We start from the raw sequence: 24,749 nt of genomic DNA, 5'->3' as shown, positions 1-24,749 counted from the left end.
CTTTCGCTGCACCAGGTAGATAATCTCAATTTAATTACGGAGGAAGAAAAAATGGCACGTAAGAAAATCGCACTTATCGGTGGTGGACAGATTGGCGGCGTACTTGCTCAGCTTGCAGCTCTGCGCGAACTGGGTGACGTAGTAATGTTCGACATCGTCGAAGGCCTGCCGCAGGGCAAGATGCTCGACATCGCCGAAGTCGGCTCTGTCGACGGCTTCGACTGCAACCTGAAAGGGACCAACAGCTACGAGGACATCAAAGGCGCCGACGTGGTCATCGTCACCGCAGGCCTTCCCCGCAAACCGGGCATGAGCCGCGACGACCTGATCGAGGTCAACTCCAAGATCATGACCTCCGTGGCTGAGGGGATCAAGGCCAACGCACCCAACGCGTTCGTCATCGTCATCTCCAACCCGCTCGACGCCATGGTTACCCTCTGCCAGAAGATCACCGGCTTCCCCTACAACCGCGTCATCGGCCAGGCCGGCGTGCTCGACTCCGCACGCTTCAAAACCTTCATCGCTTGGGAACTGGGCGTTTCCGTGAAAGACGTCAACGCCATGACCCTGGGCGGCCACGGCGACGACATGGTGCCGCTGGTACGTTACGCCTCTGTGAACGGGATCCCCGTCATGGAACTCCTCGAGAAGAAATACAAAGACAAAGCCAAGGCTAAAGAAGTCATGGAAGCCATGGTCAAGAGGACCCGCGGTGCAGGCGGCGAGGTTGTTGCTCTCCTCAAAACCGGTTCCGCATTCTACTCCCCGGCTTCCTCCGCCATCCAGATGGCTGAATCGATCCTCAAGGATCAAAAGCGCGTCCTCCCGACCTGCGCTCACCTGAACGGCGAGTTCGGCGTGAAAGGCTTCTACGTCGGCGTTCCCTGCGTGCTGGGCGAGAACGGCGTCGAGCAGATCCTCGAGTTCGAACTGGACGCAGAAGAGCAGGCGATGATGGACAAGTCCGTCGCAGCCGTCAAGGAACTCGTAGGTTCCATGAAGTAATCGGAGGCTGAACACGCTTTGCCAGGGGGTAAGGAGGTGTCCCCTCCTTACCCCTTTTTTTCGAGGCAGAGCCAAGGTGCCGGTCAGCGTCGCTTGCATTTTGTTTACAGCATGTGTTATAAACCCATTTTTGCACAGCCCGAAAGGGCCTTTAAGTCAAAGGAGCTACGTGGATGGAGAAAAAACTGCCGACAATCGAGATAATCGAGAAGTACTGCAAAGGGTGCCACATCTGTGTGGAATTTTGCCCTACCAAAGTCTTGGAAATGAAGGGTTTCGTGGCAAGCGTCAAGAACCTTGAGGCTTGCATCAAGTGCATGCAGTGCGAGCTTAGATGCCCTGATTTTGCAATCAAAGTAACGGCTTAATTATTCTTAGGAGGTATTGAAAGTGGCTAAAAAAGTTGCATTCCTTCAGGGGAACGAAGCTGCCGCACAGGGTGCATTGTATGCCGGGTGCACTTTCTTCGGCGGTTATCCGATTACACCCTCCACCGAAGTTGCAGAAGTTCTCTCCATAGAGCTTCCGAAAATCGGCGGCAAATTCATCCAGATGGAAGACGAGATCGGCGCGATGGCTTCCGTCATCGGCGCGTCCCTTACCGGTGCGAAAGTTCTCACCGCTACCTCGGGCCCCGGCCTCTCCCTGAAGCAGGAGCTCATCGGTTACGCCTGCATCGCCGAGACCCCGGTCGTCATCGTCAACGTCATGAGGGGCGGCCCGTCCACCGGCATGCCGACCGGCCCTTCCCAGTCCGACGTGATGTGCGCCAAGTGGGGCACCCACGGTGACCACCCCGCCATCTGCCTGGTTCCGGCTTCCGTTCAGGAGCTGTTCGAGGAGACGGTCCGCGCCTTCAACCTGGCCGAAAAATACCGCACCCCGGTAATGGTCATGCCCGACGAGATCGTTGCCCACATGCGCGAGCGCATCGTGTTCCCGGAGCCGGGCGAGATGGAAGTCATCAACCGCACCGCTCCGAGCGTCTCTCCGGCAGAGTACAAGCCGTACGACACCAAATTCGGCGACGTACCCCCGCTGGCCGCTTTCGGTTCCGATTACCGCTTCCACGTAACCGGCCTCAACAAGGCCGAGGACGGCTTCCCGACCACCAAGGCAGCACTGGTACAGGCCGAGGAAGAGCGTCAGGTCCGTAAAGTCGAAGCTAATGTCGACGACATCGTGACCTTCGAAGAGTACGAACTGGCCGACGCCGAGGTCGTGGTCGTAGCCTACGGCTCCACCTCGCGCTCCGCAAGGTTCGCAGTCAACGAGGCCAGGAAGCAGGGGATCAAGGCCGGCCTCTTCAGGATCAAGACCTTCTGGCCCTTCCCGGACAAGCAGATTGCCGCCATCGCCGGGAAGGCGAAAGCGATCATCACCCCCGAAATGAACCTCGGCATGTGCACCCAGGAAGTACAGCGTTGCGCACAGGGCAAGGCGTCGGTTTCCGGCATCTTCCGCGTCGACGGCGAGCCGATCAACCCGGGGCAGATCCTCGAAAAGATCAAGGAGGTCAAGTAACATGTCTTTTGATTACGATAAGTACATCCGTCCTGGCAAGCTGCCGCACATCTGGTGCCCCGGTTGCGGTCACGGCATCGTCATGAAGGGTCTGATCCGCGCCATCGACACCCTGGGCCTCGAGAAGAACAACACCGCTATCGTTTCCGGTATCGGCTGCGCTTCCCGTCTTCCCGGCTACCTCGACTTCTGCACCCTGCACACCGCACACGGCCGTGCAGCTGCTTTCGCCACCGGCGTCAAGATGGCGAAACCCGAGATGAACGTGATTCTCGTCGGCGGCGACGGCGACGGTACCGCCATCGGCGGTAACCACTTCATCCACGCCTGCCGCAGAAACATCGACATGACCTACATCATCATGAACAACAACATCTACGGCATGACCGGCGGCCAGTTCTCCCCGTGCACCCCGACCGGCGCCAAGGCGTCGACCACCGTGTACGGCAACCCTGACCCGGCATTCGACGTCGCCAAGCTTGCCATCGGCGCCGGCGCAACCTTCGTTGCCCGCGGCACCGCATACCACGCGACCCAGATCGACAAGCTGATCGTCGAGGCCGTGCAGCACAAAGGGTTCTCGGTAGTCGAGATCCTGGACGACTGCCCGACCACCTATGGCCGCCGCAACAAGTTCAAGTCGGTCATCGAGATGATGAACCGCCTGAAGGACGTAGCTGTTCCCGTCAAGGCTGCCGAGAAGATGACTGCCGAGCAGCTCGAAGGCAAGATCCTCACCGGCGTTCTGTACAAGGAAGAAAGGCCCAACTACACTGACGAGTACGCGAAGGTCATCGAGCGCGCCAAGAAATAACCAAAGGAGGAGAACCTCAGATGTCTCAGAGATATGAAATCAGATTTTCCGGGGCTGGCGGGCAGGGTCTCATCCTTGCCGGTGTCATCATGGCCGAAGCCGCTTCCATCTACGACGGCAAGCAGGCAGTACAGTCCCAGAGCTACGGCCCCGAGGCAAGGGGTGGTGCATCCAAGTCGGAGGTTATCATCTCCGATACCCTTATCGACTACCCGAAGGCAACCGTGGTTGACGCGCTCTTGGCGCTGACCCAGGAAGCCGCCGACAAGTACTCCCACGACCTGAAGGAAGGCGGGGTACTGCTGATCGATTCGGACCTGGTGAAGAGAGTGCCGGCGGGGAAATTCAAGACCGTCGCCTTCCCGATCATCAACACCGCGAAGAACGAAGTCGGCCGCGAGATCGTCGCGAACATCGTGGCGCTGGGCGCCATGGTGGCACTGACCGAAGTCGTTACCAAGGAAGGCGCCGAGAAGGCAGTTCTCGCCCGCGTTCCGGAGGCCTTCGTCGAGCTGAACAAGAAGGCGTTCCAGATGGGTTACGAGAAGGCGATCGCTGCACGCGCCTAGTCTTAGCTCACACAGGCAGCATCGAAGGGCCCGGCGGAAACGCCGGGCCTTTTTTTTCAACCTGAAAGGCATCGCACGCGGATGACGCGGATCAAAAACGATAATTTCGGATCAGGCAAAACCGTGCTCTAGCTTAATCTGCCGTTATCCGCGTTATCCGTTAAATCCGTGTGCGATGCCTTTTGCTTCAACAACCCTCCGATTTTCATCTTTCGTAGACGGTTTTCCGGGTTTGAAGTTTCCCCCCCGATCCGATATAACAATAAAGCCCTCATCCTCAGACAGAACCAGGAGTAACCGTGTCACTAGAACTTTGCCACATGGCGCTCAGGCAGACACTTGATCTGGTCGCACTGACAGACGAGACGCTGCAGGGATTGACGCGCCGCAAGTTCACCAGCGACGAACTCTACGGCGAAGTCCTCGGCAAGCTCCTCGGCGGCAACGGCGTGCGCGGTCCTTCGGGCATCCTCATCGCCAGCGAGAGCGCAGACACCGCCTGCTGCAACGGCCGCGTCTTTCACTTGCGCCACGAGCGGCTGGTGGAGCGTTCCGATGTCATTTGCATCGAAACCGGTTCAAGCTATGCCAGCAGTCTGGTTCTTCTGGAGGGAGGGGCCGAGGTGGTGGCCATCAACTGGAAAGAGGTCTGCTCCAGCGTAGAGGAATTTCAGGCCTTCTTTCATCCCAAGGTGCTGGCGGCGATGGCCGAGCCGATCCTGAACTTCGTGAGCTGCCGGATCAGCGGCAAGCCCGCCGGCGTCATCGAGGCCTTCAACTACCCAGGCCACGCCACCGAATACGACGCAGACGTGCTGCGGAGCGCGGCTGTGGTAATGGGGTCGCTTTTGGCGGTGTCGAACGGGATGCGCGAGACCGAGCAGGCGTTCAATTACACCATCGAGGCCTTGGCCCGTGCCTGCGAGGCCGCGGAAGAGGATACCGGCAGACACATAGTCAGAGTCAACCGTTATTCGGGCGCCCTTGCCGCCAACATGGGATTCAACATAGAGTTCATACAGGACATCTCGATATCGGCGCAGATGCACGATGTCGGGAAGATCAGGATACCGTCGGAGATCCTGCTCAAGAAGGGGCTGCTTACCGCCAAGGAGATGCAACTGATGCGGCAGCATCCTGCCTTTGGCTCCGAGATCATCGGGGATTCGCCGAGGCTCAGGCTCGCGCACGAGATCGCCTTGGCCCACCACGAGAACTGGGACGGCACGGGGTATCCGAAACGACTGAGGGGGGAGAGGATTCCTTTAGGGGGGCGCATCGTGAAGGTGGCGGATGTCTACGACGCGCTGCGCTCAAAGAGAAGTTACAAGGGGGCGATGACCCATCAGGAAGCAGTGGCCGTATTCAGGGATGGGGATGAGAGGATCAATCCTGCCGCGCATTTCGACCCCGCGGTCCTGGCAGCCTTCTTCAGGATAGAGCACATGTTCGACATGATCTACGACAGCTCAGTACCGAAGATCGGGCTGAACCATACCAAAAAGAGCAAAACCAAAACCCTCGGCCGCGGAGACACGGAGAAAATCTGAGGATACACGCTGCCCTTGCGTCCCCTCCCTCTTTGGGAAGATTCTTGGTCCCCCCTCCCCTTGCGGGAGGGGGGGCGTTATCCACGCAATTCCCCGGTGACTTTGGGAAGGGACCCACCCCTTACGTCCCCTCGCCCTTTGGGAGAGGGACAGGGTGAGGGAAGATTCCAATCATCTACTTCTTCTCAACTCCTCCACCCGTAGCTGCATGATTATCTGCTGCAGCTTCTCCGGCGGGACTTCTTTGTTATCCAGCATCTCCCGCCCGATCCCCAGCTGCGCGGCGTTCAGCGCCGCCACCCTGAGCGCCTCATCCCACCCCGGCATCTTTCCGCCGCAGTCCGCCGCAACCTGAAGCGGCAGAAATTCCGCTATCCCCCCCTTGACGGCGTCGACGGCCAGCCTGATCTTGGTCGAGTCCCTCAACTCTTCCCACTTGTTCGCAGTGTCATGCAGCTTGCTGGTCGCTTTCAGCGCGCGCTGCAGCGCCGACGGCAGGCGCAGCCTCTTGCAGAAAGCATCGGCAGCTGAGGCCCCGAGCGCATCGTGGCCGTGGTGCTTCGGGTGCTGGTCTTTGGGGGTATAAAGCTTTCCCAGATCATGGAAGAGCGCGCAGAACCGGCCGGTCACGTCATCGGTCAGGGCAGCCATCCGCTCCAGCGTCTGCATCGAGTGGGTGAACAGATCCCCCTCGGGGTGGTGCTGCGGCGGCCCGGCAATGACCTGCTGCATTTCGAAGATCTCCGGCAGATAGTTCCTCCCCGCCTCAAACTCCACCATGCGCCTGAAGAAATGAGCGGGCTCGGGCTTCGCCAAAGCCTTGAGCATCTCCTGTGAGAAGCGCTCCACGGGAATCGCTGCGAACGCGTCGGACCAGTCGAGCGATACCAAGAGCGCCTCCGCCTCGCGGTCCAGGTGCCACCCCTCGCATTCGAAGCGCAAAGCGCGGAAGATCCTCAAGGGGTCGTCGGTGATGCTGGTCTGGGTGCAGGCGCTCAGGATGCGCTGTTCCAGGTCGGCCTTCCCGTGAAGCGGGTCGATGAGCGCGCCGTCCAGGCTCATCGCCATGGCGTTCACCCGAAAATCGCGGCGGAAAAGATCGGAGGTCAGTTCCTCCACCGACTCCAGGCGGGTGACCTCGATCTTTCCGAATTCCTGACGATAACTGAAGTAGATGTTGGGGGTGCTCTTGGACTCGACCAGGCGGAAACCGAGAGAGGCGAGTTCCGCCGCGGTAACCGCGGCGGCAAGATCGACGTCCTGGCAGGCGACCCCCAGCAGGAAGTCGCGCACCATGCCGCCGGTGAGGAAGATACGGGAGTGCAGGGACGCAGGGAAGAACTTCTTCAGTCGTAGAATCAAAGCATCCATGGCAGCCCTAGAAGCGGCATTACTGCCGCTGTTGTCACTGCTTTTTTTCCAGAAGCGCCACGTCCTCGACATGCACCGTCTGCGGGAACATGTCCACCGGCTGCACCTCCACGGTGCGGTAGCCGAGCCCGGAGAGGATGTCCAGATCCCGCGCCAGCGTTTCGGGCGAGCAGGAAACGTAGATGATGCGTGGGGGATTGATGGCGGCCACGCTCCTCAACACCTTCTCGTCGCACCCTTTCCGCGGCGGGTTGAGCACGATCAGGTCCGCGCCCCCTTCCTCCCCGATCTCGTCAATCAGATGCACGGCGTCGCCGGCCTCGAAGTGACAGTTCTCCACGTGGTTCAGTGCCGCGTTGATGGTGGCGTCGGCGACCGCTGCCTCGACGAATTCGATCCCGACCACTTCGCGAGCCTGGTCGGCGAGATAGAGCGAGATGCCGCCGATGCCGCAGTAGACGTCGATGACCCGCTCGGTCCCCTTCAGGTTCGCCAGCTCCCGCACCTTCTCATAGATGATGCGCGCGGCACCGCTGTTGACCTGGAAGAAGGAGTGGGGCGAAAGGTTGAAGATCTTGTCACCCACGAACGCCTTCAGCGTCTGGGCCTTGGTAATGGAGCGGTCCTTGGTGCCGAAGATCACGTTGCCGGTCGAGGTGTTGATGTTCTGCGCCACCACCGAGACCTCCGGGACCGCCTGCTGAATGAACTTCGCCAGGTGGTGCATCTCGTTGTAACCCTGGTCCGTCGTCACCAGAACCACCATGACCTGATTGGTCTTTTCGGCCACGCGAACCACCAGGTAGCGCAAAAGCCCCATCTCGCTCTTGGGGTTGTAGATCTGCACCTTTCCTTTCTTGATCCCGGCCTTGGCAGCCTTCACCACCTTATTGATCAGCGGGTGGTGCAGCGCGCAGTCCTCGATCTGCAAGACGTCATGGGTGTTGCGACGGTAGATGCCGATGACGGGATCGTTGTTCTTCCCGGCAATGACAAGTTTTGCCGTGTTGCGATATCCAAGCTCCTTGGGCGAGCCGATGGTTTCCCTGATGGCGACCTCGAAAAGAGAGGGGTATTTCCGGAAGTGGCGGGCGACCAGCGACTTTTTCCATGCCAACTGGGCCGGGTAGCGCATCTGCATCAGTCCGCAGCCGTCGCACACCCGTCCCAGGGTGCAGGCGGGAGAGGGGTTGCGGTCCGGAGAACGCTTCAGACACTTTATGGTATGGGCGAAGGCTTCCCTGCGGCCGACGTAGGTGATCTTCGCCACCAGCACCTCGCCCGGAAGTCCCCCTGCCACCAGCACGCGGGTCCCCTCGTGGTTGGCCACGCCGAAGCCCTCGTCGTTGGTAGCGAGAATGTTCAGCTCCAGCACCTGTCCGCTGCGCAGCGTAGGCTGGCGCTCGTCGCGGGAAGATGCTCCTCCCTTTCCAGCAGGCGTCCTCTCCGGTCTGTTCCCGGCTGTCTTTGCCGCCGGTTTACGGTCCCTGCCTTTGCCCGGTGCGGGAGGCGCCGCCGAACGATCTCCCTTCGGGCGGGCGGGACGTGAGCCAAACGCTGCAGCGGGAGTTTCGCCCCTGGAGCTGCGGGTGCTTTCGGTGCGCTCAGTCTGGGCGGCTTTGGGTTTGCGCGCTGTAGTTGAGGTGTTTTTGGAGTACTTGGGGGTAGCGCTGGACTCGGCGCCTTCGGTTCTGGCTGAGTCGTCTTTCTTGTATGGCTTTTGTGACTGGGGACGGGAGTGCTCAAACTTCATCGACTTGCCGTCTGATGCAACCTGCTTCGCTCTATCTCTTTTCGGTGCTTCGCTTTTATTTTTCATGCTTCTTACATAAGGGTAAAAGAAGTTCCTGTCAACCGCCGAATTGACTAGGCTTAGCTTGTATTGCTACAACCCCTTCATCCTTGCATTTCGTACTCCTTTTAGCTACTATGGCCCGCTATGAGAAAAACGACCAGGCAGATCATGATAGGGAATATCCCGGTTGGCGGAGGTGCTCCCTGCTCCGTCCAGTCCATGTGCTCAACCGACACCCGTGATGTCGCGGCAACCCTTGGGCAGATCGGCCGGCTTGCCGCCGCCGGATGCGAGATCGTGCGCTGTGCGGTGCCGGATATGGACGCCGCCCTGGCCCTTGCCGCCATAAAGGCCGGCTCCCCCATGCCGCTCATAGCCGACATACATTTCGACTACAAGCTTGCCTTGAAGGCCCTGGAGTCCGGGGTGGACGGGCTCCGTCTCAACCCCGGCAACATAGGCGAAAAGTGGAAGGTTGCCGAGGTGGTGAAAGCCGCGGCCGAGCGCAACGTTCCCATCCGCATCGGCGTCAACGGCGGTTCGCTGGAAAAGGAACTGCTGGTGAAGTACGGGCACCCGACTCCCGAGGCCATGGTCGAATCGGCGCTGGGGCATGTGCGGATCCTCGAGGAACTGGGCTATCAGCAGATAAAGATATCGATCAAGGTCTCCGACGTATTGCGGACCCTGGAGGCGTACCGGCTTCTTTCCGACGCCGTTGACTACCCTCTGCACATAGGCGTTACCGAGGCCGGAACCATCTTCGCCGGAACCGTCAAGTCCTCCGTAGGTCTGGGAATACTTCTTAACCAGGGGATCGGCGACACCATGCGGGTCTCCCTCACCGGCGATCCGGTTGACGAGGTGCGGGTAGCGTACGACATACTCAAATCGCTCGGTTTGCGGACCCGCGGCATCAACTTCGTCTCCTGCCCCACCTGTGGGCGTTGCCAGGTGAACCTGATACCCGTAGCCGAGGAAGTAGAGCGGCGCCTGGCGCATCTGGATACAACGATCACCGTCGCCGTCATGGGGTGCTCCGTCAACGGACCCGGCGAGGCTCGCGAGGCCGACTTCGGCATAGCCGGGGGTAGGGGAGAAGGGCTTCTCTTTCGGCACGGCGAGATCCTGCGCAAGGTCCCCGAAGCCGAGCTAGCCGATGCCTTGGTGGAAGAAGTCTTAAAAAATCAGTAGCCACAGACTGAAAGGCGGAACACAGAGGTCGCAGAGGTTCACGGAGGCCACAGAGGTTTTTCAGGGAAAGGCACAGGCACTCACCACAGAGGGACACAGAGGAAGAACAAAAGGTTTAACCTAAAGTCTTTTTGGTTCTCTCAGATTCTCTCCGTGGCTAATGGTTTCTTGTAGTTTTTTAGCTCAAAGCTTTTGGTTTTCTCAGAAGTCCTCAGATTTTCTCCGTGCCAATGGTTTTGTTTTCAGGTTTTGGTTTTACCTCAGTGTTCCTCTGTGGTTAATGCTTTTATAGTTTTTTCAATTCATAGTGAGGTCGATTCATGCGTTATTCCCAGTACTTTATTCCGACTGTCAAGGAGACTCCTTCCGATGCGGAAGTCATCTCCCACAAGTTGATGCTGCGCGCCGGCATGATCAGGAAACTCGCCGCCGGTATCTACAACTACCTCCCGTTCGGCCTTCGCTCTATCCGTAAGGTCGAGGCCATCGTCCGCGAGGAGATGAACCGCGCCGGCGCCATCGAACTCCTGATGCCTGCCGTCCAGCCTGCCGAACTCTGGAAGGAGTCGGGGCGCTGGGAATTCTACGGCAAGGAACTCCTTCGCTTCAACGACAGAAAAGACGCCGAGTTCTGCATGGGCCCCACCCACGAGGAGGTCATCACCGACCTCATCCGCAAGGAAGTCCGCAGCTACCGGCAACTGCCGATCAACCTGTACCAGATCCAGGGCAAGTTCCGCGACGAGATCCGCCCGCGCTTCGGTCTGATGCGCGGGCGCGAGTTCATCATGAAGGACGCTTACTCCTTCGACGTGAACGAGGCCGGTGCCGACGTCTCCTACGAGAAAATGTACAAGGCCTACCGCCGCATCTTCGAGCGCTGCGGGCTTAAGTTCCGCGCCGTCGAAGCCGACACCGGCACCATCGGCGGGAGCTACTCCCACGAATTCATGGTGCTTGCCGACTCCGGCGAGGACGCCATCGTCTCCTGCTCCGCCTGCGAGTACGCCGCCAACATGGAAAAGGCCGAGACCCGCAAAGGCGAGGGGATCGAGCATGCCGACCCGCGTCCGATGGAGCACGTGAGCACCCCGGGGCAAAAGAGCATCGAGGATGTGGCAACGTTCCTCGGTGTGCAGAACACCCAGGTCGTGAAGACGCTGGTGCTGGTCGCCGACGGCGAGCCGGTCGTGGCTCTTATCCGCGGCGACTATGACCTGAACGAGATCAAGCTGAAAAATCACCTGGGATGCGCAGAGCTGGAGATGGCCGAGGACGACGTGGTCGTCAAGGTCACCGGCGCACCCACCGGCTACGCCGGCCCCGTGGGGCTCGCTGCCAAAGTGAAAGTCGTAGCCGACCTCTCCCTGGAGGGGATGCACAACTTCGTCACCGGCGCCAATGCAGCCGACACCCACCTGAAAAACGTGAACATCGGGCGTGATTTCAGCGTCAGCGGCTTCGTAGACATCAGGAACGTCGTCATCGGCGACGCCTGCCCGCGCTGTGACAGCGGCAAGCTGGAGATCTGGCGCGGCATCGAAGTCGGTCACGTCTTCAAACTCGGCACCAAGTACTCCAAGGCACTCAAGGCCACCTTCCTCGATGCCGACGGCAAAGAGCAGATCATCTTCATGGGGTGCTACGGCATCGGCGTCGGGCGCACCGTCGCCGCCTGCATCGAGCAGAACCACGACGAGAACGGCATCATCTTCCCGATTCCCATCGCGCCGTTCCAGTGCATCATCTCCTCCTTGAGCGCCAAAGAGGACGAGGTCAAGGCTGCCTCCGAGTCAATCTACCAGGAACTTCTGGAGGCGGGCATAGAAGTGCTTCTCGACGACCGCGACGAGCGCCCCGGCTTCAAGTTCAAGGACGCCGACCTCATCGGGATACCGCTCAGAATAGTCGTAGGCGCCAAGGCCCTGGCAGAAGGCAAAGTCGAGCTGAAAGAGAGAAGAAGCGGCGAAGTAGAGGTACTCCCCATCGCCGAAGCCATAGCCAAGGTAAAAGCCGCCGTAAAGGAAGCGCTGCAGGTATAAGAAACCAAACCATTGGCAAGGAGCACATCTGAGGACATCTGAGCATAAACAAAGGCTTGAGGTTAACCTCCAAAAGCTTTTCTCAGAAGTCCTCAGACTGTCTCCTTGCCAAAGGTTTTGACTAAAGCTTTGAGATCCACCAAAAGCTTTTCTCAGAAGTTCTCAGATTTTCTCCTTGCCAACGGTTTTGACTTAAGGATTTTGATTATGACCAGAGAAGAAGCAATCAAGAAGATAATCTTCGCCATGGATGTGAAGGAGTTCAGCGACGTACAGTACTGGGCCGAACTCCTCTCGCAGCACGTCGGCATGTTCAAGGTCGGCAAGCAGCTCTACACCGCCTGCGGTCCCGCCGCGGTCCGCATGATCCAGAAGTGCGGCGGTGAAGTGTTCCTCGACCTCAAGTACCACGACATCCCGAACACCGTCGCCATGGCGACCCTCGAAGCCGCGAACCTCGGCGTGCAGCTCTGCGACCTGCATGCCATGGGCGGCTACGAGATGATGAACAAGACCATGGAGACCCTGGACAAGAACTTCAGCGGCTGCACCGCGCGTCCCAAGGTCCTCGCCATCACCGTCCTCACCTCCTCCAACGAAGAGACCCTGCGCGGCATCGGGATCGAGCTCCCCGTCCCCGAGATGGTGGTGAAACTTGCCAAGCTGGCGAAAAGCGCGGGCGTCGACGGCGTCGTCGCCTCCCCGCAGGAAGTCGAGCTGATCAGGGAAGCGTGCGGCAAAGATTTCCTCGTCGTTACCCCCGGAGTCCGTCCGAGCTTCGCGTCCGCTGACGACCAGAAGCGCATCATGTCCCCCGCCGAAGCCGTCAAGGCCGGAGCCGACTATCTCGTCATAGGCCGCCCCATCGCCGCCGCCCAAAGCCCGGTCGAAGCCGCCCAGAAGATCGTCGACGAGATAGTAGCCGGGTAATACTTCATTTTTTTTGAGAAACACCTTTTCATGTCCCCTCCCCCAATGGTAGAGGGGCAAGTCCATCCCCTCGCCCTCTGGGAGAGCGGCAGGGGTGAGGGAGTTTTTCTTCAGAAATTCTCCCTGGCCAATGGTTTAAAAGGTTTTTGAGAGGAATATGTCAAAAGAAGAAATCATCTACGGCCTGAATCCGGTAATGGAAGCACTGCGCGGCTCGCGCGAGATCCACGAGCTTTTCGTAGCCGGCACCAGCGCAGACAAGCGCCTGGAGAAGCTCCTCAAGCTCGCCGCCGAGCGTAAGATCCCTGTGCGTCAGCGTGAGAAGGGCGACCTCAACCGTCTGTGCGGCACCGAGCACCATCAAGGCGTGGCCCTCAAGGTGGAGCCCTTTCCCTACGCCGATCTGGACGACGTACTGGAGGGACTGCAGGGTACCCGCGACGGTCTCATTCTGGTTCTCGACAGCGTGCAGGACCCGCACAACCTCGGTGCCCTCATCCGCAGCGCTGCCTGCGCGGGAGCAAACGCCGTCGTCATCCCCAAAGACCGTGCAGCAGGAGTAACGGCAGTAGCCGAGAAGTCTTCAGCCGGCGCCACCGAGACCATCTCCGTCGCGCAGGTAACCAACATCTCCCAGGCGCTGGAGAGTCTGAAGAAAGCAGGCTTCTGGATCTACGGAGCCGACGGCTCCGCGAGGCACACCCTCTACCAGCAGGACTTCACTGGACCGGTAGCACTCGTAATAGGTGGGGAAGGGGAGGGTATCCGTCCGCTGGTCCGAAAAGGATGCGATGCGGTCGTGAGCATTCCGCTGCAGGGAGGCGTGAACTCGTTAAATGCCTCCGTAGCCGGAGGAATCTTCCTGTTCGAGGTCGTGCGGCAGAGGGTTTCTGTGAAGAAGTAATTAAAATGCTTGTGGAGTGATGTTTACATTGACTCGCTCTGAGCGCTGTAGTATAAGAGTTGAGTTGACCATGACGCGGGGTGGAGCAGTCTGGTAGCTCGTCGGGCTCATAACCCGAAGGTCACAGGTTCAAATCCTGTCCCCGCAACCAAAACATAACAAAGGCACTTGGCTGATTAGCTAAGTGCCTTTTTGTTTGTCCGCAGTTCCCTCATTCTCCTCCCTCCTTTTCCGGGGACACAATACCTATTAAATGTTGACTCGGGAATCCCCATTTTCCCTATCTCAAATCCCATCACTGGCAGTCACAATCATAACTACAGTCTCAGTCGGGTACTGTGGTCAGTAGTAGGCACGCTTACGCTGGCACAGCATCGCCAGCAAACACGTTTCGCATTAGTGAATTCGCGGTTGCTCCCGCCAAAAGACAGGTTTCACTGGCAATGTCACTTGTCTCCAGTCTGCCGACTCCCTCATCCAGCTATTTTAAAAGAGTTTTTGTAAAATTGTATTCATTGTAGTAATTGGATCAAATCTTGTAATGAGAGCTTGATTAAGTCTAAGTCCTAGTATTTGAGTGCAGTCCTCGTCGGGAAAACGGGTACCTGTGGTCGTTAAGGTCGCTATGCGCTCATTGGATTGAGCTTATCAACTGCTTTGTGACAGGAGCCCGACTATGCCCCTGACAACTTCAGCGCAGCGTTAAGAGTTGTTGTACGGATGGTTCGGGAAATGTTTCAAGATGGCACCGCGTTCAGCGGAAAGTCGCCGCTGACCGTCTTTTACTAAAGACAAGGGGGGCTTTATGTTGAAGAGAGTACTATCTGTTCTCGTCTGCTTGCTGACGGCGGGGGCTCTGTATGCTTGGGCCGCTACCACATGGCAGTTGCAGACGAAGCTGAGTACCACGGGTGGAACGCTCAAGGTACGCAACAATGCCACCCAGACCACTGCCGGCAGTGTCGTGTACAACAACTTCACCACCAGCGCCAACGTGCCGGTGACGGTCTCGGCGAATGTGGGATACAAGATCTCCGCCCTGACCAAGAGCGGCACTGCGGTGCCTCTCGGCAACTACACCACCCAGTATGCGACGACCTTCAACAAGGCAAACGGCACCACGCAATCCCTGGTTGCTGGTTTCATCGCGAGGCAGTACCAGGTAACCGCCTCGGCCATAGGGCCCGGCAGCATCTCTGCCACTTCCGTACTGGTCTCCTATAACAACTCGGCTGTTCTGACGGCAACGCCAACCTATACCAACTGCTACCTCATGGAGGTGACCGGCGGCACCGTGGCCGATACCTACGGAAGTCCTGTCAGCTACCCCTACGGTGGTCCCGTCAAGATCACCGTCGCCAACGTCACCGCGCCGCGAACGGTGACAGCAACGTTCATGCAGGCCGCCGTCAATGCCGGCGTGGACCAGGTAGCGCAGACCAACCAGGTGGTCAACCTGACCGGTACCCTCACCGGAAGCGGCACCCTCGCCTGGAGCTTTGTGAGCGGTCCCGCCACCGTCGACACAAGCGCCTGGAACACCCTGACCCCCTCCTTCATCACCGTCGTTCCGGGTACCTACGTTCTGCAACTGGCGGAGATGGCGGGAGCCAAGACGCTTGCCTCCGACACGGTACAGATCACCGTCACCAACTCGGCAACCGCCTACATGCGCACCAATTGCAACGGCTGCCACGGCTCGCAGGGGGTGTACCCTTCCACGGCGTTCTCTTTGTGGTCGACCGGATCGCACAAGACGGCCGGGATACACTGCATAACCTGTCACACCAATTCGGCGATGCCGACGCCGGTCAACACCAACACGGTGAACAATTCCACGTTCACGATCGCCTACGCAAGTGCCGGGACCGTCGGATCCAATTTTTGCGCCACCTGCCACCCGACCTCGATCGTCACGGCATTTTCCGGCTCGCCCCACAATGCCAACGGCCTGACCTGCTCGACCTGCCACACGGGGGGCGGCCACCGGCCTGACGTCGCCGACAGCGTCTGCAACGGCTGCCACCGCGACTCCACTGGCAACGTCGCCAACCACCCGTTTGCCATCGGCGCCAATCCCTGCATCGCCTGCCATAACCCGCACAGTACCGCAGGAAGTGCCGCAGGGGCGACCCCCGTGCACTTCAACACCATGACCGCCGCCGGCTACCCGGCCTCCTACGTGACCTCGCGATCCAACTGCTCCAACTGCCATGCCGACAGCAGCTCAAATCTCGCGGTGCGTCAGCAGTGGGCGCGCTCGGCACACGCCGCAGTCGCTGATGCTCCCTGGAAAGGGGAGGACTTCAAGACCAAGGCGGGCTGCGTGCAGTGCCACACCACAACCGGCTTTGTGGCCTGGTCCAGCGCCAAGATTACCGCAGCCTGGGGAAGCGCGGCCGACAAGACCAAGGAGGTGCTGAGCTGTGTCGGCTGCCACAGCGACATCAGCAACGGGATCCTGCGCTCGGTCACTCCGGTGCGCCCCTACGCCGAGGACCCCGGTTACCAGAACCCGAACCTCGGCAAGTCGAACATCTGCCTTGGCTGCCACAGCGGCACCAACAACGGGCAGAGCATCGCGGTCCGGCGCGATAACTTCGCCGATTTCGGCAACCTCAACTTCATCGATCCGCACTTCATGGCGGTGGGCGGCACCAGCTACGCCAAGGGTGGGTACCACTTCCCGGGGCGCAGCTACAGCGGCGAGTCTACCCACACCAGGCTCGGCCTAAGCGACGCGAGCGGCCCCTGTGTCGCCTGCCACAAAAACGCCAGCAACGGCCACACCTTCGTCACCGGGGCGCTGCCGGTCTGCGCCGGCTGCCACGGTAGCTCCCTTAGCGAGGCGGGGCTTGCCGCTGAGCGCGCCGCCCTCCTGAACGGGCTGGAGATCCTCAAGGCGCAGCTCGCCGCCAAAGGCTTCGGTACGACCTCCCCGACTGCCGGTTTCAGCACCACCAACTGGGGCTCCGGAGAGAACGGGGCCAACACCATGGGGGCCGCCTTCAACTACGTGCTCCTGGCCAGCGAGCCAGGGGCCTACGCCCACAACCCGAGATATGCGCAGCAACTGCTGCTCGACTCCCTCGATTACCTCGACAACGCCCAGCTGGACAACTCGGTAGCAACCCTGGCGATCCCCAATCTCGTCGCCTCGGGTGCCATCAGCCAGGCCATGGCGGACAGCTTCGCCAGCTACCAGGTGAAAGACAGCTGCACCACCTGCCACGGCGGCAGCGCGGACAGCGCGAAGCCGATGGCCACCGGTGGGCACAGCGCCCACGTAACCCTCGCCTATGGCCCGGGGAACTACTTCGGTAACGGGGTGACTGTCTGCCAGAACTGCCACAGCTTCGATCCTGCCACCCACTTAAACGGCTCGGTGGATCTCATCAACGGCGCGGGTTCCGCCTGCGTCGGCTGCCATCCGGGCGGCCTCCCCTCCTGGAGCGGCAGCCGGTTGCCCTGCACCTCCTGCCACGCGGCGCAGCCGTCGGTACTGCCGAACGGGGTAGCCGCACCGTACCAGGCGAACTTCGACAGCACCGGTCATGGCCGCTACGCCGCAAGCAGCAGGTGTACCGACTGCCACGATCAAAACAGCCGGCACATCTCCGGGTCGCTCGGTTCCTACACCCGCCTGTCCATTTCCGGAAATGCCCTGTGTGCCTCCTGCCACAACGACGCGGCTCTGGTTCGCCCGGCATTCCTCAACATGAGTAGCCACTTCACCGCCAAAGGGAGCGGCCAGACCATGGGGTGCGTCGCCTGCCACGACACCCACGGCAGCGCCAACCGTTCCATGATCAGATCCATGATCAATGGCGTCGCCATCACCTTTACCAACAGCACCACGGGGCTGGTCGACCTGGGGACCAACCTCGGGCTTTGCCAGGTTTGCCACACCGTGACCGCCCACTTCCGCAATGGGGTTCCGGAGACCGGCCACCCGACCACCGGCTGCCTGAACTGCCATCGGCATAACGCTGCCGGAGGTGCCTTCAAACCCTTTGGCACCTGCGACGCCTGCCACGGCTATCCGCCACTGCCCAAGCGCGCCGGTCTTAGCTTCGGCACTATGAACAACTGGTCCGGGGCACGCTTCGAGTCCTACTCGGGCGGCGGCGGAGCGCACCTGACGCACGTGGCGAAGACGGCCAAGGCTTCGGAGGGGTGGAACAACTGCACGCCGTGCCACAGCGGCGGGGCGGCCAGCCACCTCATGGTGCTCCCCATCAAGGACCACCAGTCGAACGTGACTGTTGCCGTCGATACCCAGTACAGCTTCACTGCGGGTTCTGTGCCGCTGTACGATTCCGGGAAGAGCTGCTCGAACGTATCCTGCCACGCTGTGAAGGCCGGCAGCTTCAGCTACTACTCGGGAAGCGATGACTACGGTTTGACCACGGTGAACTACGGTGGTGCGCAGCGGACCCCGGCCTGGAACGCGACCGGTCAGCAATGTGCGGCCTGCCACGGCAATCCGCCTGCGGACGGCAGGGTATGGCACGGCGGGACCCACGGCAACCAGGGTCCGACCTCGAGCCTGAACCAGTGCCAGTTGTGCCACCCCGACGTGAGCAGCGTGAACGGCCATGGGACGACGATCACCAACCCGACGCAGCACAGAAACGGCACGCTCAACGTTCAGGGGGCCTTCAAGTCGACCTGCTTCGGGTGCCACTAGGACTAGGGGAGGGCTCGGACCGCTGATCTAGGTCCGAACCGTGCTGGGAGATTACGAGCGGGAACTATCTGAGGAGGATATCCGAATGAAACGGTTTGTGACGATCTTGATTGCGTCCGGCTTTATGGGAACTCTGTTGTTGTGGGCCACGGTGTGCGCTGCGGAACCGGTACCCGGGGGGACGACGCTGGCCACGGAAAGCGACCTCCCGTCGCTGCCGCCAAGCGGCAAGGTGGTGAGCGACACCGCTCCGCCCAAGGCGTTAGTGGGCATGATCTGGGTGGACAGCACCAGCAACATCGAGTACATCTTCGACGGCAGCAACTGGGTACCGCATACTCCCCCCGCCGAGCAGCCGCCGCAGTAGGGAGGGCAAAAACAAAGGCACTTGGCTGATTAGCTAAGTGCCTTTGTTGCGTCCTCCACTCTCCCGTCTTCTGGACCCTTGTCATTGCCAGCCATGTCGTATTCTCCGCAGATTATGCGGTGAATACGAGGCATAATCACCGCACACGCAAGAGTATTGGCATCAGTGAGTGGAGGCCGAAGACTGCAGAGGGAACCGGAATGGATTCAGTTACCGCGGCTTTCGCGGACCCGGTGCGTAATACCGTCCTACCTTTTCATCCAGTTCGTCAATCCAACCTGCTTTCGAGTCGGGAAAGGCGTCGGCGTAGGGGACGTACGGTTTGATATCCAGCACAGGCGTGCCGTCTAGGAGGTCGACGTCGCGCAGGTGCAAAGTCTTTCCCTCGACCTTCACCAGACTCACCGCCGAGAGCCCTATGGAATTGGGGCGATGCGGCGAGCGGGTTGCCAGAACCCCGCGTCTTGGCCCTCCGCGCGGAGGTTTCACAGAGCTTCGCCACCCCTCGCTCAGATGAAAGGCGAAGATGAGCCAGAGCCTGTCAAAGCCGCTCAGGTCCCGGATGGTTTCTTCGTCAAGCCATTCCTGGAGTTCCAGGGTGGCGACGGCAAGTTCGCCGGTGTGGGTCCCTTCGGTAATCGTGCTTTGGTGCGGGGCGTCGATGCGGCGGGAATAGGGAGAACGCAAAAGGCCTATGGGGCGGTACGTGAAATCTACGTCTTGGAACATGTCAGGCGATATCTCTCTTTGCAGCGATTTATCCAGCGTTATCCGGTTACTTCTTTGCACTATCTGAATCAAGCACTTCCCAGCTCTCCCCCTCCCTTGACGGGAGGGGGCAGGGGGTGGGTGAACTTGCCAGCAGCTCAGAAGGTGGCGCCTACCACGTTGCGGGCTCGCAGTGTAGCACCTTTTCTCTCTCAGTTCCAACAAGCAATTCTTTTAACTGGGGTAGCGCAAGATCAACGGCACGCACACGGATTCAACGGAAACAACGGATAACGGCAGGTAGAAATACAACTAAACATGTAAGATTTTGCAGGGTCTTAATCTGCAGTTATCGCTTTTGTTTCCGCCTTAATCCGTGTGCGATGCAGTTAATGGCTGTGGACCGAGAATCTCTTTGACAACCGGCACCGGCTGTTGCTATATACGTCGGCATGTACTATCCCTTCTCCAGCATATTACCCCCGCCCTCAGCCATTCTCGCCTAACAAGGCAGTCTGGCCGGTTACCCCCTCCAGTTCGCGTACTGCGTTCCCACTAGAGTTGCGCCTTACTGCCTTGATCTCAGATGTTCCCTTTCAACTGAGTTTCAAGGAGATTTCCCATGCAGTCCATAAACGCTGCCCGGGCCGAGTCGCGCCGCGGGCTACTTCTGATTATGCTTGCCGCAGTCCTGTGGGGCACTGTCGGCATTTCCACCAAAACCATTTATCACCTGGCCTCGACCAATCCCCTGTCGATCGGATTCTTCCGGCTCGTATTTTCCCTCCCTGTGTTGTTCTCGATCTGCTGGGCCAGGCAGGGTAAAGAGATGCTCCACGTTTCCCGCGGCGACCTGGGGCTGATGACGCTGATCGGGCTTATGACCGCGCTGTACCAGGTCTGCTACTTCGGCGCCGTTGCGCGTACCGGGGTAGCGGTCGCGACAGTGGTTACTCTTTGCACGGCGCCGGTCATGGTCGCCGTCATCACCGTCGCATTCACCAGGAAGAGACCTAGCAGGTCGACGCTGGTAGCCCTTGTAGGTGCTCTATCCGGCACGGCTGTCCTGGTTCTGTTCCAGGACAGGGGACTGGCTCCGCAAGGTGCCTGTCCCCTTAGGCTAACCGGAGCGGACACCGGTGGCATTGCGCTGGCCATGGTATCCGCCTTCAGCTATGGGCTGGTCACCCTTATCTCACAGAAACTGGCCGCGCACCGCGACCCTTTTCAGTCCCTCGCCATCAGCTTCAGCGTGGGTGCCGCCGTGCTCTTCGGTTTCGCAAAAGACATGGTAATGACCTACACCCCTCTAGCCTGGGTGTTGCTCGTCTACCTAGGCACGATACCGACAGCTCTCGCCTACGTTCTCTTCTTCAAAGGAATGCGTTCCACTTCGGCAACGGCAGCCAGCATCAGCACCCTTCTAGAGCCTATGGTGGCGACTATGCTGGCCTGGTTCCTCTTCGGTGAGCGTTTCACCCCCGTGGGGTTTCTGGGGATCGCCTTACTGGGGGGATCACTGCTGCTGTTGTATCTGGGTGCCACGGCACCCATGCGAAAGGCGGGGAGGGCGACGGTCAGAGCGGAGGTCTTGAGATAGCAAATACAGCGACTCCGGTGACATTAAGCACCGGGGTCGCTGTGGCGGGGGGGGGCGAGGATAAAGCATGCTTTAAATGTCCGGATGTCTGGCCTGCCCCCGATGCCCCCGATGCCCCCGATGCCCAATCTGCCTGGGTGGGGTGTAATGCGTGAAGACCTCTGGAAAAGGCCTCCGGAAATTTTCCGGAGGCCTTCTGCTTCTTCGGTCCGATTTATTTCGCTACGAAAGTTACCGCTACTGCATGGTTTGTTGTAATGTTGGCGACATTATACCCGCCATTACTAACCTGCGTCGTTACATCCGTTCCATTGTCAGTCACGGTTTCGATCTTGTAACCGCTGTCTGGCGTTATGTTTATAAAGTAACTATTGCCATCCATGATCTGGGTAGAGCTGACGCCTATCCTTCCGTTTGCACCCGCAGTGCCGTTAAGCGCCCAGTAGATTGCAGAGCACGTGGCACTGATTGTGGTGTTTGCAAGCATGGCATTGGCCGGTGCATAGGTATATGAGCCATCGGCATTCTTAACTGCGCTGCCAGTGACATTGATACCACCGACCTGGAGTCGGTACAGTTTGTAGTGGGCGTTTGGCACCACGTCAATCTGAGGCTTGGAGCCAGAGGCAACCGAAGTACTGGCGGTTGCCGTCGTACCGTTGATCTTGACGCTGCCATTGGTGACGGTGGTGGCCAAGGTGACGGCATTGCCGAAAGTAACATCAAGGCTGTGGTTTGTCGCCACATCTGCGAAGGTGAAAAAGCTGGGAGTCCCAACAGATGTGCCGTCAACCTTGACGTCGCGGATAGCATAGCCGGCTGCAGGGGTGAAGTAGAAGGTGGCACTTTTCCCTTTTACTATCGACTCGGTGCCTGGAGTCACGGTGCCGTTGCTAGTTGCCCCGACAGTAACGGTGTATGCCTCGTCTGCAGTGAAAGTCACCACAAAAGTGTGGGCTGCTGTTATGTTTGTGAACGGATAGCCGCCGTCTGCGCGTACGACGCCGAGTACATCCGCACCGTCAACGGTGGCAGCCGTTACTGTGTAGCCGGCTTCAGGGCGGACACTGATGAAATAGTCACTTCCTGATGCAACGTCAATTGATGTTGCTCCAAGTGTGCCGCCCTTTGTGCCGCCGACAGTGACCGATGAAGCGGAAAGGGTAAAAGTTGTGACTGCCGGCGGCGGCGCGGGGGCTGCTGGCTCAGTGAATGTCGCCGTTACCAGGATGCCGCGGTTTTCTGCGCCAGATGCCGGTGTGCCGACATTGGCCGTGCAGGAAAGGGGATCCGATTGTGACGGTGTACACCCTGACCATTTCACAAACGCCTGTCCAGGTGCCGAAGTCGCGGTAAAGGTAACATCGGAGGCGGGTGTAGCACCGATGGCGCATTCATTGCCGCCGGCGGTGGTGCAGCTGTTGGCTCCCTCGCTGACCGCCACGCTCCCTTGCCCAATAACCCGGGTGATCGCCGGGACGATGTCTGCTGTCAGCTGCTTGGCCCTGAACTCCGTATAGCCCATGGTCTTGTAGTGCGGCTTATAGATCGGCTTGCCGGCATTCGTATTGGCAACGGTGCCTGCTTCGTCCAGATAATCGTACTGGGCCGGCTCCGCGAGCTGCATTCCATGGAAGAATGGAGAGCTGTTCCCGTGGCAGTCCGTACAACCGCCGGAACCGTACGGACCAGGTTTGACGACTGGGTTAGCCGCGTCGCGCTTCGCAACGACGTTGTGATTCACTGCGAAGTCATGGCTTTCTGCAACGGTGCTCTCGAAATACTCGACTTCGCCTGCGGCGTTCAGGAAATAGACTTTGTCGGCGCGGACCAGGACGGGTCTGGTGGCGATTTTGTCGTTGGAGGTGCCGGCAGTGTCAGTGACAGTGCTCATTCTCACAAGAGCCGCCTTTATCTCCTCCTTCCTATGCAGGATAGGGGCCCCGTTGGCAACCTGCGTCCCCGCAGTCAGCGGCAGCGACGCGAGTCGGGCCACATTCTGGGCGTACTGGTCCGTCATTCCCTTGCGAACAAGCCGAAGATTAATCGGCCTGATCACCGCTGCACTACCCTCTCCGCTGATCCATTCCCCGAACCATGCGGTGTAGAGGGGCTTGACGGTGGTGATCTTGTTACCCCACCACTTGAGGCCGGGGTACCAGCGAAAGGGCTGGCCGGTCAGATCGACGAGGTTCTTTGTGGGGTCGAGGGGGTCGGTTCCGAGGTATGCGTTCAGTTTCGAGATGTTCTGGGTGCCGTTGGAAGCCATCTCGATCACCTGCTCCGGAATCGTCGGTGCAGTCGTGCTGCCGGCACTGACGAAGCGGATATGGCATACCTGACAGTTCAGGAAGTTCATGTGGGAACCTGGAACCTTGTTGAGGTGTGCCGCGGACGGGTTCGGCGCTGCGGCGTCACCACCATCGAGGTGGCAGTTTTCACAGCTTTTCACCGTATTATCCAGGTCGTTGCGGATGGTGCCGATGGTGATGTTCCCCTTGCCAACCTGGTGGGTGTTCCCCGTCGCGACACCGAGGGAGTCCTTTGTCCCCGTATTGGGGGTTGCGTGACAGCGGGTGCAGGCCAGGGCCGAGTGGACGTCGGTGGTGGCAAGGGTGGTGCGCCCCGACTTCTTGCCGTCGGGAGAGGTGTGGCAGCCGCGGCAGTTGGCGTTCCCGGCAGCGCCGATGACGCCTGTCGGAATCACATAATTATTGCCGCTGTCGGCAACAAGGGTGCCGGCGGTGGTGCCGAGGCCGTAGTTGATGGTAATTGCCGTTGCCATCGGTGGTGTGCCGTCAGCAACGGTGGTGGCGTAGGTTACCTGCCCCCATCCGGCGCCAAGAGTCGCGGCCGAATCGAAGTTGGCAACGCCCGCAACCGAGATACCGCGGGCTGTGGCGGCACGCTTGTGCCAGCTTGCGCCCATGTCGTTGTTGTTGAATACCACATAGTTTTTCGTGGCATCGACGACTGTCTTTGTGGTCGTGTCGTACTTGTTCATGTGGCACATGAGGCAGTCCGGTTCCATGATGCCGGTCTTGCTCCATGCTGCCGTTCCTGGCACTCCGGTGCTGGGGTTGATGAATCCGTAGTCGCCATCCAGCTTGGCGGCCGGATCCGTCAGTGCCGCGACGCCGCCGAGATAACCGAAGAGGTTGGTGGTTCTATTGAAGTAGAGGTTACCATTGCGGTCATATTGCGTAGCCGCGCCACCGGGGTGGCAGGCGCCGCAGTTGGCGGTAAAGAAGTAAGAGGTCTTGTCCATCTGGGTGCTGCTGGTATTGCTCTTCCGAGCCAACTGGCTCGAGTCCGAAGACGGCGGTCACCACTTTCCATACATACCGTCTGAAAGAAGCCAGGGCTTCGCGGTATTGTATGTGTCCGATACTCTAATGTCGCTGTTTGAGAACCCTTTCCCCTGCTGGAAATGGTACCCCTGGGTTATGAGGCTGGTGTCGTGGCAGGTACCACAGGTTTTTTCCGGGCTGTACGGAGTGGTGCTGCCGACCGGTATCAGATTCCCCGTCCGGTCTTTGAGGGGTACTGCCCCTGCTGAATCGGTCTTGTGGTACGTCGACGCTTTTGCCAGGTCCGCTCCTGCGGCCGCGGCAAAGGCGAAGGCACATACCGACAGAGCCGTTAGCAGCGTCTTCTGCTGTTTCTTCATCTGTCCTTCCTCCTTT

Annotated in this window: 18 protein-coding genes and 1 tRNA gene; 14 read left to right on the top strand and 5 right to left on the bottom strand. The window is 59.4% G+C overall.

Going from position 1 to position 24,749, the window contains the following annotated elements:
• Window positions 1-51 precede the first annotated feature (51 nt).
• From mdh to GBEM_RS14450, 6 genes are all read left to right on the top strand, one after another.
• Entirely contained in the window at window positions 52-1,005 is a 954-nt protein-coding gene (mdh, locus tag GBEM_RS14475) for a malate dehydrogenase (RefSeq protein ID WP_012531328.1), read from the top strand.
• 173 nt (window positions 1,006-1,178) lie between these two features.
• Window positions 1,179-1,373: a 4Fe-4S binding protein gene (locus tag GBEM_RS14470; RefSeq protein WP_012531327.1), complete on the top strand. Its 195-nt coding sequence runs from the start codon at window positions 1,179-1,181 to the stop codon at window positions 1,371-1,373.
• Window positions 1,374-1,395: 22 nt separating this feature from the next.
• A complete protein-coding gene (locus GBEM_RS14465) occupies window positions 1,396-2,529 on the top strand; it encodes a 2-oxoacid:acceptor oxidoreductase subunit alpha (protein WP_012531326.1) in 1,134 nt (377 codons plus the stop codon).
• A 1-nt stretch (window position 2,530) separates the two neighbouring features.
• Window positions 2,531-3,343 carry a 2-oxoacid:ferredoxin oxidoreductase subunit beta gene (locus tag GBEM_RS14460; protein WP_012531325.1) on the top strand — a complete coding sequence of 271 codons (813 nt, stop codon included), beginning with the start codon at window positions 2,531-2,533 and terminating at the stop codon, window positions 3,341-3,343.
• A gap of 20 nt (window positions 3,344-3,363) precedes the next feature.
• Window positions 3,364-3,912: a 2-oxoacid:acceptor oxidoreductase family protein gene (locus tag GBEM_RS14455; RefSeq protein ID WP_012531324.1), complete on the top strand. Its 549-nt coding sequence runs from the start codon at window positions 3,364-3,366 to the stop codon at window positions 3,910-3,912.
• Between the two features lie 299 nt (window positions 3,913-4,211).
• Window positions 4,212-5,462, top strand: a complete 1,251-nt coding sequence (locus GBEM_RS14450; RefSeq protein WP_012531323.1) for an HD-GYP domain-containing protein — start codon at window positions 4,212-4,214, stop codon at window positions 5,460-5,462.
• Between the two features lie 171 nt (window positions 5,463-5,633).
• Here GBEM_RS14450 and GBEM_RS14445 read toward each other — a convergent pair whose 3' ends face one another.
• Together GBEM_RS14445 and rlmD are read right to left on the bottom strand one after the other, a co-directional pair.
• A complete protein-coding gene (locus GBEM_RS14445; RefSeq protein ID WP_012531322.1) occupies window positions 5,634-6,833 on the bottom strand; it encodes an HD domain-containing protein in 1,200 nt (399 codons plus the stop codon).
• A 34-nt stretch (window positions 6,834-6,867) separates the two neighbouring features.
• On the bottom strand, window positions 6,868-8,586 hold the full coding sequence (rlmD, locus tag GBEM_RS14440) for a 23S rRNA (uracil(1939)-C(5))-methyltransferase RlmD (RefSeq protein ID WP_012531321.1): 1,719 nt from the start codon (window positions 8,584-8,586) through the stop codon (window positions 6,868-6,870).
• Window positions 8,587-8,772: 186 nt separating this feature from the next.
• Here rlmD and ispG point away from each other — a divergent pair, with 186 nt between their 5' ends.
• The 7 genes from ispG (at window position 8,773) to GBEM_RS14405 (ending at window position 18,755) form a co-directional block, all read left to right on the top strand.
• On the top strand, window positions 8,773-9,822 hold the full coding sequence (gene ispG, locus GBEM_RS14435; RefSeq protein ID WP_012531320.1) for a flavodoxin-dependent (E)-4-hydroxy-3-methylbut-2-enyl-diphosphate synthase: 1,050 nt from the start codon (window positions 8,773-8,775) through the stop codon (window positions 9,820-9,822).
• Window positions 9,823-10,142: 320 nt separating this feature from the next.
• Entirely contained in the window at window positions 10,143-11,864 is a 1,722-nt protein-coding gene (locus GBEM_RS14430) for a proline--tRNA ligase (protein ID WP_012531319.1), read from the top strand.
• Window positions 11,865-12,071: 207 nt separating this feature from the next.
• Complete coding sequence (pyrF, locus tag GBEM_RS14425; RefSeq protein WP_012531318.1) at window positions 12,072-12,794, top strand: orotidine-5'-phosphate decarboxylase; 723 nt, start codon at window positions 12,072-12,074, stop codon at window positions 12,792-12,794.
• Window positions 12,795-12,951: 157 nt separating this feature from the next.
• Window positions 12,952-13,698: a 23S rRNA (guanosine(2251)-2'-O)-methyltransferase RlmB gene (gene rlmB / locus GBEM_RS14420; RefSeq protein ID WP_012531317.1), complete on the top strand. Its 747-nt coding sequence runs from the start codon at window positions 12,952-12,954 to the stop codon at window positions 13,696-13,698.
• A 74-nt stretch (window positions 13,699-13,772) separates the two neighbouring features.
• Window positions 13,773-13,849: transfer RNA gene (locus GBEM_RS14415), tRNA-Met, on the top strand.
• A gap of 654 nt (window positions 13,850-14,503) precedes the next feature.
• Window positions 14,504-18,388, top strand: coding sequence for a multiheme c-type cytochrome (locus GBEM_RS20465; protein ID WP_012531316.1), 3,885 nt, complete (start codon window positions 14,504-14,506; stop codon window positions 18,386-18,388).
• 85 nt (window positions 18,389-18,473) lie between these two features.
• On the top strand, window positions 18,474-18,755 hold the full coding sequence (locus tag GBEM_RS14405; RefSeq protein WP_012531315.1) for a hypothetical protein: 282 nt from the start codon (window positions 18,474-18,476) through the stop codon (window positions 18,753-18,755).
• A gap of 210 nt (window positions 18,756-18,965) precedes the next feature.
• Here the strand turns inward: GBEM_RS14405 and tsaA are convergent, their stop codons facing one another.
• Window positions 18,966-19,484, bottom strand: coding sequence for a tRNA (N6-threonylcarbamoyladenosine(37)-N6)-methyltransferase TrmO (tsaA, locus tag GBEM_RS14400; RefSeq protein WP_012531314.1), 519 nt, complete (start codon window positions 19,482-19,484; stop codon window positions 18,966-18,968).
• A gap of 601 nt (window positions 19,485-20,085) precedes the next feature.
• On the opposite strand from tsaA, the gene GBEM_RS14395 reads away from it, so the two are divergent.
• The gene (locus GBEM_RS14395; RefSeq protein ID WP_012531313.1) at window positions 20,086-21,063 is read left to right on the top strand and encodes a DMT family transporter; all 978 of its coding nucleotides are present in this window, start codon (window positions 20,086-20,088) and stop codon (window positions 21,061-21,063) included.
• 214 nt (window positions 21,064-21,277) lie between these two features.
• Here GBEM_RS14395 and GBEM_RS14390 read toward each other — a convergent pair whose 3' ends face one another.
• Window positions 21,278-24,331: an InlB B-repeat-containing protein gene (locus GBEM_RS14390; protein WP_012531312.1), complete on the bottom strand. Its 3,054-nt coding sequence runs from the start codon at window positions 24,329-24,331 to the stop codon at window positions 21,278-21,280.
• A 57-nt stretch (window positions 24,332-24,388) separates the two neighbouring features.
• Window positions 24,389-24,733 carry a hypothetical protein gene (locus tag GBEM_RS14385; protein WP_012531311.1) on the bottom strand — a complete coding sequence of 115 codons (345 nt, stop codon included), beginning with the start codon at window positions 24,731-24,733 and terminating at the stop codon, window positions 24,389-24,391.
• Window positions 24,734-24,749 lie beyond the last annotated feature (16 nt).

This window comes from Citrifermentans bemidjiense Bem (genome assembly GCF_000020725.1).
Classification (GTDB): Bacteria; Desulfobacterota; Desulfuromonadia; order Geobacterales; family Geobacteraceae; genus Geomonas; species Geomonas bemidjiensis.
The sequence above is the reverse complement of the archived record's forward strand: the minus strand, read 5'-3'. Positions and strand labels throughout refer to the sequence as shown.